Source organism: Idiomarina abyssalis, assembly GCF_019797805.1.
GTDB classification, from domain to species: Bacteria; Pseudomonadota; Gammaproteobacteria; order Enterobacterales; family Alteromonadaceae; genus Idiomarina; species Idiomarina abyssalis.
In genome coordinates, this window is the sequence record NZ_CP081832.1 from 1,164,902 (window position 1) to 1,179,724 (window position 14,823).

Here is a 14,823-nt window from a genome sequence, read left to right on the forward strand (position 1 = left end):
CTAGCGACGAAACTGACTATAATGCTCGCTTTCTATTTGAGCAGAATGAAGGCGAGCATTTTTAATGGATTTCTTACAATCGATCATCCTTGGCATTATCCAGGGGATAACCGAGTTTCTTCCAATATCCAGTTCTGCTCATTTAATTTTGATGCCAATACTTACTGGCTGGGAAGATCAAGGTGTAGGCTTTGATCTCGCCGTTCATGTCGGTACTTTGCTTGCTGTCATTCTCTATTTTCGCAAAGATGTCACTGAACTCTTTGTCGATGGCCTTCGTTCTATAGCTGCTCGCCAACATGTCGGACAAAGCCGCTTAGGCTGGGCTGTTGTTGTTGGAACTATACCTGCTTGTATTGCGGGTATACTGCTACTGGATTACATAGACACTGCGCTAAGAGCTGTGGGGGTTATCATCACGACCACGGTTGTTTTCGCTGTACTTTTGGCTGTTGCCGATCGCTTCGCCCGCGGCAGCAGAACCTTGCAGGACATTGGCTTTAAAGATGCGATTATTGTTGGACTTGCCCAAGCTTTAGCACTGATTCCGGGCACTTCGCGTTCAGGCGCTACCATAACCGCGGGTTTGTTTTTAGGGTTAAACCGAGAGTCAGCTTCAAAGTTTTCATTTTTTATGGCCATTCCAATTACCGCTGCTGCTGCGTTGATCAAGCTATTAACCATAGCCTCAGAGTCCATTGCCGTAGATTGGTTAGGTTTTTTGGTTGGTGGCGTTGTGTCGTTTTTAACGGCCATTACCGCTATTCACTTTTTCCTGAAGTGGCTTAACGCGTTCGGTATGTGGCCCTACGTTATCTACCGTTTAGTCCTGGCGGTTGTCTTGTACTTATTATTCTTCTGAGTCGTTAATTTATGTACGAAAACATTAAAAAGCAGTTGTTTCAGCTTAAAAGTAACAAGATTTTTGAAGCGCTGGTGGTTGCCGTTATCATTATTTCGGCTTTGGAAATTGGCGCTAAAACCTACGAGTTACCCGCTTTTGCTAATAGCCTGACGTATGGTTTAGACCTTTTTATAACGCTGTTTTTTCTAATTGAAATTACCATTCGTTTTATTGCCGAAGACAATAAAAAAGCCTTTTTTAAAGATGGCTGGAATGTGTTTGATACCCTGGTCGTATTGGTCAGTCTTATTCCAATCAATGACTCTGAACTTGCCTTGCTGGCGCGCTTGGTCCGGATTTTCCGAGTACTTAGGATGATATCCATTATTCCTGAGCTTAGAACCTTAATAAACTCCTTGCTAAAAGCGCTTCCCCAGATGGGTTACGTTGTACTGCTGATGTTTATTATCTTCTATATTTATGCGGCAGTTGGTAGCTACTTGTTCGCCGACATCAACCCGTTCTTATGGGATAACATTGCCACTTCAATGCTTACGCTGTTCAGGGTGATGACCTTTGAAGACTGGACGGATATTCAGTATGAAACCATGGAAGTTTATGGTTGGAGCTGGATTTACTATATGACTTTTATTTTCCTGACTGCTTTTGCGTTTTTAAACATGGTTATCGGTATTGTGATTAACGTCATGGATAAAGAGGGTCGTAAGGTTGAGCTTGGCCAGGAAAATGAGGCTCAAGAGCTCGGAGATAAAGAACCTTCTATAACTGATTTACAGCAGGAAATTCGGGAATTAAAGCAACTGATAGTGGCTCAGCAAGATGCCGAAAGAAGGTAAAAATTTATACAGCGCAAAGCTGCTCATTAACGATATTCCCGTTACGGTTAAGAGTAAGCGGATTAAGAATATGTACTTAAGGGTGCGTGCGCCCTCGGGTGATGTTGAAGTTTCGGCTCCTAAGCAGTGCTCGTTGAATGAGATTGAAAGCTGGTTGTTTGAGCGTCATGACTGGTTGATAAAGCAACGGGAAAGAATTGCGATGCAACCGGTACAGCCAGAACTTCAGTTTGTATCAGGTGAAGAGCATAAGTTCTGGGGAAAAGTGTACACACTGGCTATTGCACTTAAAAAGCGTGGTGCCTCGGTTAGCTTGAACGATAATAAACTGCAGCTGGTTTCTTTGCCACATTACGATGCAGTTCAGCGTAAACAGGTTCTGGATCGTTGGTACCGGGAACAAATTACCCGCGAAGTTGAAGCCTTACTGGGTATCTGGCAACCGCGAATGGGAGTTTACAGCAGCGGTTTCGGTATCAGGGCGATGAAAACCCGCTGGGGTACCTGCAATATACGCAGCAAAAAGATATGGCTGAATCTGGAACTGGTTAAAAAACCGGTCGAGTGCCTTGAGTACGTAGTGGTTCATGAACTAACACACCTGTTTGAGCGTTATCATAACGCGCGCTTTTACGCACTCATGGATGAGTTTCTTCCTGACTGGCGTGAGCGAAAAAAACTGACCAACGAGTTTATCTGAGTTCTTCCCCTAATTGATTCTGCGCTATCAATCTAAATACATAAGCCACTTTGAACAAACCGGCTAAGATTACCTGTGACAAATGCAAGAAAACTAACAGCATCAAAGGTAAGTTTTCTTCCTGGAACCAGGCCAGATAAAAAACAACGATTGAAAGTAATAAAAACACCACCATAGAAGTGTTAGAGGTTTGCAATAGTTTACGTGGTTTCATAAGAGACATTCCTAATGCATCTAATAAATGCATATTAAATGTATCTTTAACTTAAATCAAGGAAAGGTAAGAAAATAGAGAACAGTGATGAACCATTGCCGGTGTCAGAGCCGTATTTTGAAGACAGAAAGGGTTTGGACACCGTTTAGACCTTATTGAACGAAGTTCTGAAGCCCTTATTGAGCAGGAAGGAGATTAGAAAGTGCAATATTTACACACCATGGTGCGGGTGCACGACTTAGAACAATCTTTGAATTTCTATTGTGATTTATTGGGATTGCAGGAAGTTAGAAGGAAGGAGGTAGAAAAAGGCCGTTTCACTTTAGTCTTTTTAGCTGCACCGGATGACGTTGAGCGCGCTAAAAAAGAACAGGCGCCGATGATGGAGTTGACCTACAACTGGGACCCGGAAACTTATAGCGGCGGCCGTAACTTTGGCCATTTAGCGTTTCGAGTCGAGAATATTTATGAGTTGTGCCAAAAACTGATGGATAACGGCGTCATTATTAACCGGCCTCCGAGAGACGGGCACATGGCCTTTGTACGCTCGCCGGATAATATCTCAATAGAGCTGCTGCAAAAAGGTGATAACTTGCCGCCACAAGAGCCGTGGGCCTCTATGGAAAACACGGGTGAATGGTAATTTAGAGCCAGATCCTCTATAATCTGCGCCACAAAATTACATAAGTAAGCTAATAGATTTTTACTTTGGTCCAATAAATAGGAATGACTATGTCGACTGATAAAGCAAAGATTATTTATACTGAAACGGACGAGGCGCCGCGCCTTGCTACCTATTCGTTTCTGCCTTTTATTGAAGCATTTACTAAGGCAGCTGGTGTTTCAGTTGAAACTCGTGATATTTCTTTAGCTGGTCGTATTATTTCGCAGTTTCCGGAATACCTGAGCGAAGAACAACGTCAGTCAGATGCTTTAGCTGAACTGGGTGAAATGGCGAAGACAGCGGAAGCAAACATTATTAAGCTGCCAAACATCAGTGCATCTATCCCGCAGATGACAGCTTGCATCAAAGAGCTTCAGGAACAAGGTTATAAGCTGCCTGACTTTCCGTTTGACCCACAAACGGATGAAGAAAAAGACGTTCGTGCTCGTTATGACAAAGTGAAGGGCAGTGCGGTTAACCCGGTATTACGTGAAGGTAACTCTGATCGTCGAGCACCAAGTGCTGTAAAAAATTACGCGAAGAAGCACCCACATAGCATGGGCGAGTGGTCTAAGGATTCTAAATCGCACGTTGCACACATGAACGACGGCGATTTCTACAGCAGTGAGAAATCGGTAACCTCCTCGGGCGATGATACATTTAAAATTGTTTTTGAGAGCAACGGTGAGCAAAAAGTACTGAAAGAATCGGTACCCGTACTGGCAGGTGAAGTAGTTGACGCTGCAACGATGAGTAAAAAGCAATTGCAGGCGTTCTTTGAGAAAGAAACTGCAGCTGCTAAAGAGCAGGGCGTATTATTGTCACTGCACTTAAAAGCCACCATGATGAAAGTCTCTGATCCAATTATGTTTGGTCATGCGGTACGTGTTTTCTATAAAGACGTATTGGAAAAACACGCTGACGTTATGAAAGAAATTGAGTTTGACGCAAGTAACGGTATTGGCGACCTTTACAACAAACTGGAAAAAATTGGTTCAGGCAAGCGTGCTGAAATTGAATCAGACCTGGAAGCGGTTTATTCAAAACAGCCGGAACTGGCAATGGTTAACTCGCATAAGGGCATTACAAACCTACACGTACCAAGTGACATCATCATTGACGCATCAATGCCGGCAATGATTCGTGATTCTGGAAAAATGTGGGATAAGAACGACAGCCGACAAGATGCTAAAGCAATGATCCCGGATCGTAGCTACGCAGGCGTTTACCAGGAAACCATTAATTTCTGTAGAGAAAATGGCGCCTTTGATCCGGCAACTATGGGTACCGTACCTAACGTTGGCCTAATGGCGCAAAAAGCTGAAGAGTATGGTTCTCACGACAAGACCTTTGAAATTCCGGCAAAGGGTACAGTAAAAGTATTTAACAAAGCCGGTGATGTTGTGTTCGAGCACCACGTTGAAGAAGGTGATATCTGGCGCATGTGTCAGGTAAAAGACGCACCGATTCGTGACTGGGTTAAGCTGGCGGTTAACCGTTCACGCTTAAGCGGCATGCCTGCAGTATTTTGGTTAGACAGCAACCGCGCTCACGACGCTCAGTTAATTAAGAAAGTGGAAGAGTACCTGAAAGAGCACGACACCGATGGTCTGGACATTCAGATCATGGCGCCGGTTGAAGCGACTCGCCACACGCTACAGCGTGTTAAAGAAGGCAAAGACACCATTTCTGTTACCGGTAACGTACTGCGTGACTACCTGACGGACTTGTTCCCAATTCTGGAACTGGGCACATCAGCGAAAATGCTGTCAATTGTTCCGTTAATGAACGGTGGTGGTTTGTTTGAAACTGGTGCCGGCGGTTCAGCGCCTAAACACGTGCAGCAGTTTGTTGAAGAGAATCACTTACGTTGGGACTCTTTAGGTGAGTTTTTGGCGTTAGCTGCGTCTCTTGAGCACCTAAGCCGTACCTTTGATAACAACCGCGCGCAAATTCTGGCAGATAGCCTGGATGTCGCAACGGCTAAGTTCCTGGAAGAGAACAAATCACCGTCACGTAAAGTGGGTGAAATCGATAACCGTGGCTCACACTTCTACCTGGCAATGTATTGGGCAGAAGCGCTGGCTAACCAGAGCGACGATGCTGAACTTAAAGAGCGTTTCAGTAAACTGTCTGAGAAACTGTCTGGTAACGAGCAGGCCATTATCGATGAACTGAACAAGGTTCAGGGTGTTAAAGTAGACATTGGTGGCTACTATCAGCCAAATACCGATAAGGTATCAGCAGCAATGCGCCCTTGTTCTGTATTAAATGAAACGCTTGCCAGCTTATAATTTACACACTGTAAATTAGGCGATAAGTGTAAGAAGCAGGCTTCGGCCTGCTTTTTTTATATCGACAAATTGTTACCAATCTATTTGGAGTCATGATTTTGGCCAGTAGCAACTACCTTATTAATTTGTACGAACGCTGCTTAAAAATGCCTTTTGGACGTCAGGTTTTTTCGGCAATGTTTGCCCGAAAAGCGCCTTATTTTAAAACGATTAAGCCGCTTATTACTGAATTAAAGCCTAACCTTTGTCAGCTGACGTTTAAGAAACGAAAAGCAGTCCAGAACCATATTGGTACGGTGCACGCCATTGCGGTATGCAACGGAATGGAAATGGCGATGGGAGCATTAGCTGAAGCTTCTATTCCAAAGCATCTTCGTTGGCTGCCGAAAGGTATGAATGTGCAGTATTTGGCCAAAACCGATAGTGATGTGACCATAGAAGCAACAAGCTCAGAATCCACCTGGCAACCGGGCGATCAGCCAATATCGGTAGAAGCTAAGCGCAGCGACGGCACCGTTGTAGCCGCCGGACACATTACTATTTATGTGTCAGAAAAGCCTAGTCGATAAGATGAAAGGACTGCTGTCTGCCGTTTAAGTAGCTAACACCGTCACCATCAAAAAATGCATCCTCTTCCAGCATGATGGTGATGGTTTTATCCTCGAATGTGGTTTTGTTATTAAGCTCGATAGAATAGGCCGTATTGGAGAATAATGGGTATTCTCCCCCTCCTGGTATAGCGTGCTGTTTATCCCACATACCAATGGTAGGGCCTGAGCCATGGCCGTAATACCCAATTGGGTGGGTATAAATCATAGGCTCCAGGCCTTTGTCGTTAGCTTGCTCTAACGCTGCAAGTAATATTTCGTTGCCAGAACGTGTCTCTTCAAACTGGGCTGTCAAAATATCTTGTAGTTGATTGGCATTAGCTAATGCCTGTTTTAGGGTATCAGGTGCGTTGGACTCGTCTTCTTGTAAAACATAGGCATGTTGTTGAGTATCGGTGTTTAAACGCAGGTAGGTAATGCCAAAGTCTACATGCAATAAGTCGCCGCGTTGTATGGTGACGCCTGTTGAACGCGGGTGCCCTGGTTGAGGGTCATTGATACGTTGTACACTCACGGAAGGATGGAACCAAACCGGCAGGTTCTCTTGTGCCGCACGTTCACGGAACCACCATTGAAGATCTTCTGTGGTCGTTTCACCAACTGCAATAACTTTGTCAGAAAACCCTTCAGCGATAATTTGGTGAGCAAGCTTAACGGCATCCCGATAATAGGGCAGTTCTGCTTCTGTTCGCTGTTCAAGCCAGGAAACAGCTAGCGGTTCAGCACTCACAATTTTACTGTCTAGGTTATCGGGTAAAGCAGCCATAAAAAGCTCTTTATCCGTGGCTGTAATGCCGTCGGCCTGAGCGAAATCTTTTGATTGATTAATTGCGATAGAGGCTGGGTTACGCTCTGCAATAATTTGAGCCAGACGCTTCCATTGGTCTGGCTGTTGTTCCGGGTTCCATGCACTTTTAAACACCTCGCCAACGTCGTAGCGGGCTATTGCCAGAGTCTCCAGATTCTTATCTTCACCCGGGTCATGGATAAGCAGAATTGTTCTTCGTCTGGCTGACAACCAGTCGCTGGGCAGAAAGGTTTTAAGTACCGGGTCCTCGTTGTACTCGCGACTTATCAATACCCACATATCTATGTCAGCTTTTCGCATTAGCTCCGGGAGCAGTTTTTGCACGCGCTGCTGAAGAAGCTCATCAACAACTTCTGCACGCTGCTTAAGGGGGAGTGGGCTTATAGTATCTGCAAATACGTTGGTAGAAAATACCGCGCCAAAGGTGAGACTAACCAGTAAAATAATTTGTTTTAGCATAAGTGCGACCGATAATAAAAAAGGGACCCGAAGGTCCCTTTCTATCAGCTTTTCACAAAGAAGTGAATTAAGGCTTACCAACGGGCTCGTTGGCATCGATAACTGCACCCGGGTGCTCGTCTTCGCCATCGTCCGGCGCCAGCTTTTCCCATTTACGGGTAAACAGAGCTAATACGAATACAACCGCACCAACGCTCACACCGAACACAAAAATGGTCCAGTAGAGTTCAGGCATTGCCTGTGGGTTTTCCGGGTCAAGACCACCTGCCAGAAGACCCGCAATCACATTACCCATGGCATAAGTCAGAACGAAAACGCCCATTAACTGTCCGGCCATACGTTTTGGCGATAGTTTACTGACTGCACTCAACGCTACCGGGCTTAAGCAAAGCTCACCAACGGTGTGAATAAAGTACACTGCAACCAACCAGTAAGGTGCTACTTTTAAGCCGCTAGCCGCCGCTTGCGACGCAAAGAACATCACAATGAAGCCGGTCGCCATAATGATAAGGCCAATCGCGCTTTTAAAACCGTACGATGGATTGATCATGCGTTTGCTGAGATTAATCCAAAGCGCAGCGAAAAACGGTGACAACGCGACTAAGAAGAGCGAGTTCAGCGACTGGAACCAGGTTGTAGGAATTTCAAAGTCACCGACCATGCGATCCGTTAAGTCGCGAGCAAATAGGTTGAACGATGAACCTGCCTGCTCAAAGCCTGCCCAGAACATGGTTGAGGCAATACAAACCAGAAATAGGGCACCGAGTCGCTTCATTTCATCTTTGGTCAACTTACCAAACAGGAATATGGACAGGTAATACACGAAAAAGATAACAGTGAAAATAACAGCGACATTACCGGCAATCAGCGTTGGGTCCAAAGTAACGTAGTTATTTAATGCTAAATATGTATAAACCGCTAAACCAGCTAATAAGAGCCAGATAACTCCCCAGCTGCGTTTTGCTGCTTTAGGACCCAGAGGTTTAGGCGGTTTCGCTCCAACATCGCCAAGTTTAGGTTTAGTCAGTTTGTACTGAATAAGGCCGAACGCCATACCGACAGCTGCGGCCCCAAAGCCCCAATGGTAACCAGCATTTTCCATAAGGTAACCAGTAACGATGTAACCGATGATAGAACCGATGTTGATACCCATGTAATAAAGGGTATAACCACCATCACGACGGTCATCGTTGGAACTATATAACTGACCAACCATGGCGGTAATGTTGGGTTTTAATAAACCTGTGCCAAGTACCACCAAAATCATACCAACGAAGAAGCCAGCCTCACTCGGTATGGCCAAGACAATGTGTCCCAGCATAATAATGATGCCGCCGTACCAGGTTGCGCGCTGACCGCCTAATAAACGGTCAGCAATCCAACCGCCGGGTAAGCCCATGAAATAGACCGCACCGGTGTATAGGCCGTAGATAGCGGTTGCAGAGGCAACAGTTAAGGCGATACCGCCTTCTTGCAAGCTGGCGGTCATGAATAAAACGAGTAGCGCGCGCATACCGTAGTAGCTCATGCGCTCCCACATTTCGGTAAAGAACAGGGTCTGTAAGCCCCCTGGCTGTCCGAAAAAGCTTGAATCTTTATCGACTATTTTTGTTGGATCCATTCTTGTTATCCATTTTGTTATTTAATATTAAATAGTTAGCGTTATTAGTAGCTCATTCGACTTTGGTCTAAGTCGGAAAAAGTGGCCTTACTTTACTAGCGAAGACTGATAAATAAAACCGAAAACGACGAAATACTCGGTTTTTGAGCTGTTTCTACGCCGGAACTGACAGAGTTCGACAGCTTAAGGGATATTTTTGAGGATAAGGTGAGTACACTAATATTGTCGACAATTTAGTTCATGTTAGCTTGCTAATAGCGTTATTTTCATGGAAAATAGAGCAATCAATAATTACTGTCGACAATTAATGCAAATAGTCAGTCCTTTAGAACGTTCAGCCATTACCTCTTCAGACCGAGTTCTGTTTGAAATACAGCGCGCTATTGTGGAAGGGGATATAGCAGCGGGCTCAAAAATTAGTGAACCTGAGCTGGCTAGACGTTTTAATGTTAGCCGAGCGCCATTGCGTGAAGCTTTAGCGAGACTTGAGCGTTGCCATCTTATTGAACGAATTCCGAACGCAGGTGCCAGAGTGGTTACCTTGTCACCGGAAGGCTTAATTTCGTTGTATCAAATACGCGAAGAGCTGGAAGGTCTGGCCTGTCGTTTAGCGGCAGAACAAATGCCGGAAAACGAAATTGATGAATTACGGCAATTACTCGATAAGCACCTGGAAACTCAGCGAGTTCGTGAAGGTGAAAGTTACTATCAGGAAGCCGGCGATCTCGATTTTCATTATCGCATTATACTCGGCAGTAAAAATCAGTATTTAATTAATATGCTTTGCGACGAACTCTACTATCTTGTCCGTATGTATCGAGTACAAATGGGAATGAATGGTCCAAGAGTTTCGCGCGCCTTCGATGAACACAAAGCCATTATTAACGCTATTGCTAACCGCGATGGGGAATTGGCCGATCTGCTCATGCGCCGCCATATTGGCGCGTCTCGTAAGAATATTGAATTACGGTTACAAACACAAAAGGAAACATCATGACTCATATGACAAGCCCGGGCGCTAAGTTGCGCCAAGCTATTGCCGACGAAAATCCTTTACAGATTGTTGGCACCATTAACGCCTACACAGCAATGATGGCAGAGAAGGTTGGGCATAAAGCGCTTTACCTGTCTGGTGCCGGTGTGGCGAATGCGTCTTTTGGTTTGCCTGACTTAGGCATGACGTCGTTGAATGATGTTTGTGAAGACATTCGTCGTATTACTGCAGCAACCGATCTACCTCTGTTAGTTGATGCTGACACAGGTTGGGGCGGAGCATTTAACATTGCCCGTACCGTTCAGGAAATGACGCGTGCCGGTGCTGCCGGAATGCACATTGAAGATCAGGTGGCTCAGAAGCGCTGCGGACACCGTCCAAACAAAGAAATTGTCACTCAGGAAGAAATGGTTGACCGCGTTAAAGCGGCGGTTGATGCGCGTATTGATGACCAGTTTTTGATTATGGCGCGCACCGACGCACTACAACAACAAGGGCTGGAAGCCGCTATTGAACGTGCTCAGGCCTGTGTGGATGCTGGTGCTGATGCCATTTTTGCAGAAGCTGTCCATACACTTGACCAGTATAAAGCTTTCAGCGAGGCGTTGAACGTGCCGGTTCTGGCGAATATCACTGAATTCGGTGCTACGCCATTGTTTAATAAACAGGAATTGGCCGATGTGGGGGTGGAAATTGTTCTTTACCCTCTGAGTGCTTTCCGGGCAATGAACAAAGCCGCATTGAACGTCTACAATAGTATTTTAGAGAACGGTGATCAGAAAGCCGTTGTAGATGACATGCAGACTCGCTCAGAGTTATATGACTTTTTGAACTATCACGATTTCGAAGAAAAATTAGACCAGTTATTTAAGAAATAATACGACGTAGTCTGACGTTCACGTCAGGTGAAATATCGAATACAAAAGACTTTGTAAAATTAAGAAGGGAACAACATTATGGCAGAGAAGAAACTAAGCGGCGCAGGTTTGCGCGGACAGTCAGCCGGAGAAACCGCACTATGTACTGTTGGTAAAAGCGGCTCAGGTTTAACCTACCGTGGTTATGACATCTCTGAACTGGCGGAAAAAGTCAGTTTTGAAGAAGTGGCTTACCTTTTAGCGAAAGGCGAGCTGCCCAATAAACAGCAGTTAGAAGACTATAAAAAGCGTTTGAAGTCACTGCGCACCTTACCTCAGGAAGTCAAAGACGTACTTGAGCGTATTCCAAAGTCAGCGCACCCAATGGACGTTATGCGTACCGGCTGTTCTATGCTGGGGAACCTGGAAACAGAAGAAAGCTTTGATGAAGCGGACGATCACATTGAACGCATGCTCGCGACTTTCCCGGGTATTGTACTGTACTGGTACCGCTTTACTCACGATGGTGTTCGTATTGATACTGATTCTGAAGAAGAATCTATTGGTGCTCACTTCCTGCGCTTACTACACGATAAAGCGCCTTCAGAGCTGCATGCGGCAGTAATGAATACCTCATTAATTCTGTATGCTGAGCACGAGTTTAATGCATCAACCTTTACGGCTCGCGTTTGTGCGTCAACCTTGTCAGATATTCACTCTTGTGTAACCGGTGCTATTGGTTCATTACGCGGCCCACTTCATGGCGGTGCAAACGAAGCGGCAATGGAGCTGATTGAAGGCATGAAAGATGCTGATGATGCTGAGCAGAAGCTGAAAGGCATGCTTGAACGCAAAGAGAAAATCATGGGCTTTGGCCACGCCATTTACCGTGACTTTGACCCGCGTAACGATGTGATTAAAGCCTGGTCTAAGAAGTTGTCTGAAGAAGTGGGTGATAGCCGCTTATACGACGTTTCAGTGCGTTGTGAAAAAGTCATGTGGGACGAGAAGAAACTCTTCCCGAACGCGGACTTCTTCCATGCATCGGCTTATCACTACATGGGCATTCCAACCAAACTGTTCACACCAATCTTTGTGATGTCACGTGTGACCGGCTGGACCGCTCATGTGAAAGAGCAGCGCGCTAACAACCGTATTATTCGCCCAAGTGCTGATTATACGGGCCCAGAGCCGCGCAAAGTTCCAGCTTTAGAAGAGCGCTAATCCGATTGGAACTGATATTTGTACAGGAGCAGTTATCGACTGCTCCTTTTTTCGTTTAACGATGACGATAAGTGGTAACTCATGACTTCATACCGTAAAAAACTCGCTGGTACCACGCTCGAGTACTTTGATGCTCAAGCTGCTGTGGATGCGATTGAACCCGGCGCTTATGCGCGCCTGCCATACACTTCTCGTGTACTAGCTGAAAACTTAGTTCGCCGCTGCCCTCAGGATATCCTGACGCAGTCACTGGAACAGTTGATTTACCGTAAAAAAGAACACGACTTTCCCTGGTTTCCTGCACGGGTTGTCTGCCATGACATTCTGGGCCAGACGGCGCTGGTTGATCTAGCTGGCCTACGTGACGCTATTGCAGAAAAGGGCGGTGACCCTGCCAAAGTAAACCCTGTGGTTCCTACGCAGCTGATTGTTGACCACTCACTGGCTGTTGAGCACGCCGGTTTTGATAAAGATGCTTTCGAGAAGAACCGGGCGATTGAAGACCGTCGTAACGACGATCGTTTTCACTTTATTAACTGGACCAAAACAGCGTTTAAAAACGTTGATGTCATTCCTCCTGGCAACGGCATTATGCACCAGATAAACCTGGAGAAAATGTCTCCGGTGGTGCAGGTTCGCGACAATGTCGCTTTTGTTGATACCTGTGTGGGTACTGACAGCCATACGCCAATGGTTGATGCCTTAGGTGTTATTTCTGTGGGCGTTGGTGGTCTGGAAGCGGAAAGCGTTATGCTTGGGCGAGCATCTTACATGCGCTTGCCTGATATTGTAGGCGTTGAGCTTAGCGGCAAGCTGCAACCGGGCATTACCAGTACCGATTTAGTGTTGGAAATGACCGAGTTTTTGCGTAAAGAGCGTGTTGTTGGTGCGTATCTGGAATTTTATGGTGAAGGTGCAGAAGCCTTAACGGTAGGCGACCGTGCAACCATTTCAAATATGACACCGGAATACGGCGCGACTGCAGCCATGTTCTATATTGATGATCAGACCATTGATTATCTGAAGCTGACCGGGCGTGACGATGACCAGGTTGAATTGGTTGAACACTTTGCCAAAGAAACCGGGTTGTGGGCTGACAGCTTAAAGTCTGCGGAGTATGGTCGGGTACTTAAATTCGATTTGTCAAAAGTTAAGCGTAACTTGGCCGGGCCATCGAATCCGCATTCGTTGTTACCGGCATCGGAGTTATCTGAGCGTGGTGTTGCGAAACACATTGAGAACCCGGAAGAAGGCAAAATGCCTGACGGCGCGGTGATTATCGCAGCCATTACCAGCTGTACCAATACCAGTAACCCACGCAACATGATTGCTGCCGGCCTAATTGCTCGTAACGCGAACAAGCTGGGCTTAACCCGTAAGCCATGGGTAAAATCATCGCTGGCTCCAGGGTCTAAGACGGTCAAAATGTATCTGGAAGAAGCGGAACTGTTGCCTGAACTGGAAGATTTAGGTTTTGGCGTAGTAGCCTTTGCCTGTACCACCTGTAACGGCATGAGTGGTTCGTTGGATCCGAAAATACAGCAGGAAATTATTGACCGCGACTTATTCTCTACGGCGGTATTGTCTGGTAACCGTAACTTTGACGGTCGTATTCACCCTTATGCTAAGCAGGCGTTCCTGGCTTCGCCGCCATTGGTTGTAGCTTACGCCATAGCGGGTACTATTCGCTTTGATATTGAGAAAGACGTATTGGGCATTGACCCGGACGGTAATCCGGTAACGCTGAAAGATATCTGGCCGAGCGATGAAGAGATTGATGCCATTGTGAAACAGAGCGTTAAACCTGAGCAATTCCGTAAGGTTTATGACCCGATGTTTGACCTGTCAGTTGACTACGGTGAGAAGAACAACCCGTTGTACGACTGGCGCCCACAAACTACCTATATTCGCCGTCCGCCATATTGGGAAGGCGCATTAGCTGCAGAGCGCACCATGAAAGGTATGCGTCCGTTAGCGGTGCTGGGTGATAATATCACCACCGACCACTTGTCACCGTCAAACGCTATTATGGCTGACAGTGCCGCCGGTGAATATTTGGCGAAAATGGGTGTGCCGGAGGAGGACTTTAACTCTTACGCAACGCACCGTGGCGACCATTTAACAGCGCAGCGCGCGACCTTTGCTAACCCGAAACTGTTTAATGAAATGGTGAAAGGAGAAGGCGGTAAAGTCATTCAGGGCTCGCTGGCACGAATTGAACCTGAAGGTAAAACCGTGCGCATGTGGGAAGCTATTGAACACTATATGGAGAACAAACAGCCGCTTATTATTGTGGCTGGTGCTGATTATGGTCAGGGCTCGTCACGCGACTGGGCTGCAAAAGGTGTGCGCTTAGCCGGTGTTGAAGTCATTGTTGCCGAAGGCTTTGAGCGCATTCACCGTACCAACTTAATTGGTATGGGTGTATTGCCACTGCAGTTTGAAGAAGGCACAACCCGTAAAACGCTGAATATTGATGGTACTGAAACCTTTGATGTGAAAGGTACGCCGGAAGCTGGTGCGAGACTGACTTTAGTCATTCATCGTGCCAATGGTGACAGTGAAGAAGTGCCGGTACAGTGCCGCTTAGACACCAAAGAAGAAGTATCAATTTATGAAGCCGGTGGTGTATTACAACGTTTTGCTCAGGACTTTTTAGAAGCAGAAGCAAGCTAAGGG

Annotated in this window: 13 protein-coding genes; 10 read left to right on the plus strand and 3 right to left on the minus strand. The window is 46.1% G+C overall.

What is annotated here, in order from left to right:
* Window positions 1-64 precede the first annotated feature (64 nt).
* The 3 genes from K5X84_RS05495 to K5X84_RS05505 are packed head-to-tail and all read left to right on the plus strand — an operon-like array spanning window position 65 to window position 2,401.
* On the plus strand, window positions 65-862 hold the full coding sequence (locus tag K5X84_RS05495) for an undecaprenyl-diphosphate phosphatase (RefSeq protein WP_222236886.1): 798 nt from the start codon (window positions 65-67) through the stop codon (window positions 860-862).
* 11 nt (window positions 863-873) lie between these two features.
* Window positions 874-1,701: an ion transporter gene (locus tag K5X84_RS05500; RefSeq protein WP_054487503.1), complete on the plus strand. Its 828-nt coding sequence runs from the start codon at window positions 874-876 to the stop codon at window positions 1,699-1,701.
* Window positions 1,685-2,401 carry a M48 family metallopeptidase gene (locus tag K5X84_RS05505; RefSeq protein WP_222236887.1) on the plus strand — a complete coding sequence of 239 codons (717 nt, stop codon included), beginning with the start codon at window positions 1,685-1,687 and terminating at the stop codon, window positions 2,399-2,401. Before K5X84_RS05500 ends, K5X84_RS05505 begins: the two co-directional genes overlap by 17 nt.
* Here the strand turns inward: K5X84_RS05505 and K5X84_RS05510 are convergent.
* A complete protein-coding gene (locus K5X84_RS05510) occupies window positions 2,394-2,615 on the minus strand; it encodes a hypothetical protein (RefSeq protein ID WP_054487507.1) in 222 nt (73 codons plus the stop codon). The genes K5X84_RS05505 and K5X84_RS05510 overlap by 8 nt on opposite strands.
* A gap of 202 nt (window positions 2,616-2,817) precedes the next feature.
* Between K5X84_RS05510 and K5X84_RS05515 the strand changes: the two genes are divergently transcribed.
* The 3 genes from K5X84_RS05515 (at window position 2,818) to K5X84_RS05525 (ending at window position 6,142) form a co-directional block, all read left to right on the plus strand.
* On the plus strand, window positions 2,818-3,258 hold the full coding sequence (locus K5X84_RS05515) for a VOC family protein (protein WP_222236888.1): 441 nt from the start codon (window positions 2,818-2,820) through the stop codon (window positions 3,256-3,258).
* Window positions 3,259-3,347: 89 nt separating this feature from the next.
* Window positions 3,348-5,573 (plus strand): NADP-dependent isocitrate dehydrogenase, encoded by a 2,226-nt coding sequence (locus tag K5X84_RS05520; protein WP_222236889.1) that lies wholly within the window; start codon window positions 3,348-3,350, stop codon window positions 5,571-5,573.
* A 92-nt stretch (window positions 5,574-5,665) separates the two neighbouring features.
* Entirely contained in the window at window positions 5,666-6,142 is a 477-nt protein-coding gene (locus K5X84_RS05525; RefSeq protein ID WP_222236890.1) for a hotdog fold domain-containing protein, read from the plus strand.
* On the opposite strand, the gene K5X84_RS05530 is transcribed toward K5X84_RS05525, so the two are convergent.
* Both K5X84_RS05530 and K5X84_RS05535 read right to left on the minus strand, forming a co-directional pair.
* Window positions 6,132-7,448, minus strand: a complete 1,317-nt coding sequence (locus K5X84_RS05530) for a M24 family metallopeptidase (RefSeq protein WP_222236891.1) — start codon at window positions 7,446-7,448, stop codon at window positions 6,132-6,134. The genes K5X84_RS05525 and K5X84_RS05530 overlap by 11 nt on opposite strands.
* Window positions 7,449-7,515: 67 nt before the next feature.
* On the minus strand, window positions 7,516-9,069 hold the full coding sequence (locus K5X84_RS05535; protein WP_222236892.1) for a peptide MFS transporter: 1,554 nt from the start codon (window positions 9,067-9,069) through the stop codon (window positions 7,516-7,518).
* Window positions 9,070-9,376: 307 nt separating this feature from the next.
* On the opposite strand from K5X84_RS05535, the gene K5X84_RS05540 reads away from it, so the two are divergent.
* The 4 genes from K5X84_RS05540 (at window position 9,377) to acnD (ending at window position 14,820) form a co-directional block, all read left to right on the plus strand.
* Window positions 9,377-10,066 carry a GntR family transcriptional regulator gene (locus tag K5X84_RS05540; RefSeq protein ID WP_199494685.1) on the plus strand — a complete coding sequence of 230 codons (690 nt, stop codon included), beginning with the start codon at window positions 9,377-9,379 and terminating at the stop codon, window positions 10,064-10,066.
* Entirely contained in the window at window positions 10,063-10,941 is an 879-nt protein-coding gene (gene prpB / locus K5X84_RS05545) for a methylisocitrate lyase (RefSeq protein WP_199494667.1), read from the plus strand. The genes K5X84_RS05540 and prpB overlap by 4 nt, the downstream gene beginning before the upstream one ends.
* 78 nt (window positions 10,942-11,019) lie before the next feature.
* The gene (gene prpC, locus K5X84_RS05550; protein WP_054487520.1) at window positions 11,020-12,144 is read left to right on the plus strand and encodes a bifunctional 2-methylcitrate synthase/citrate synthase; all 1,125 of its coding nucleotides are present in this window, start codon (window positions 11,020-11,022) and stop codon (window positions 12,142-12,144) included.
* Between the two features lie 81 nt (window positions 12,145-12,225).
* Complete coding sequence (gene acnD, locus K5X84_RS05555; RefSeq protein WP_222236893.1) at window positions 12,226-14,820, plus strand: Fe/S-dependent 2-methylisocitrate dehydratase AcnD; 2,595 nt, start codon at window positions 12,226-12,228, stop codon at window positions 14,818-14,820.
* Window positions 14,821-14,823 lie beyond the last annotated feature (3 nt).

Coding starts and splice junctions, on each gene's coding strand:
- K5X84_RS05495 (WP_222236886.1), top strand. CDS start 65: ATGGATTTCTTACAATCGATCATCCTTGGCATTATCCAGGGGATAACC.
- acnD (WP_222236893.1), top strand. CDS start 12,226: ATGACTTCATACCGTAAAAAACTCGCTGGTACCACGCTCGAGTACTTT.
- K5X84_RS05535 (WP_222236892.1), bottom strand. CDS start 9,069: ATGGATCCAACAAAAATAGTCGATAAAGATTCAAGCTTTTTCGGACAG.
- K5X84_RS05520 (WP_222236889.1), top strand. CDS start 3,348: ATGTCGACTGATAAAGCAAAGATTATTTATACTGAAACGGACGAGGCG.
- K5X84_RS05500 (WP_054487503.1), top strand. CDS start 874: ATGTACGAAAACATTAAAAAGCAGTTGTTTCAGCTTAAAAGTAACAAG.
- prpC (WP_054487520.1), top strand. CDS start 11,020: ATGGCAGAGAAGAAACTAAGCGGCGCAGGTTTGCGCGGACAGTCAGCC.
- K5X84_RS05540 (WP_199494685.1), top strand. CDS start 9,377: ATGCAAATAGTCAGTCCTTTAGAACGTTCAGCCATTACCTCTTCAGAC.
- K5X84_RS05530 (WP_222236891.1), bottom strand. CDS start 7,448: ATGCTAAAACAAATTATTTTACTGGTTAGTCTCACCTTTGGCGCGGTA.
- K5X84_RS05510 (WP_054487507.1), bottom strand. CDS start 2,615: ATGAAACCACGTAAACTATTGCAAACCTCTAACACTTCTATGGTGGTG.
- prpB (WP_199494667.1), top strand. CDS start 10,063: ATGACTCATATGACAAGCCCGGGCGCTAAGTTGCGCCAAGCTATTGCC.
- K5X84_RS05505 (WP_222236887.1), top strand. CDS start 1,685: ATGCCGAAAGAAGGTAAAAATTTATACAGCGCAAAGCTGCTCATTAAC.
- K5X84_RS05525 (WP_222236890.1), top strand. CDS start 5,666: ATGATTTTGGCCAGTAGCAACTACCTTATTAATTTGTACGAACGCTGC.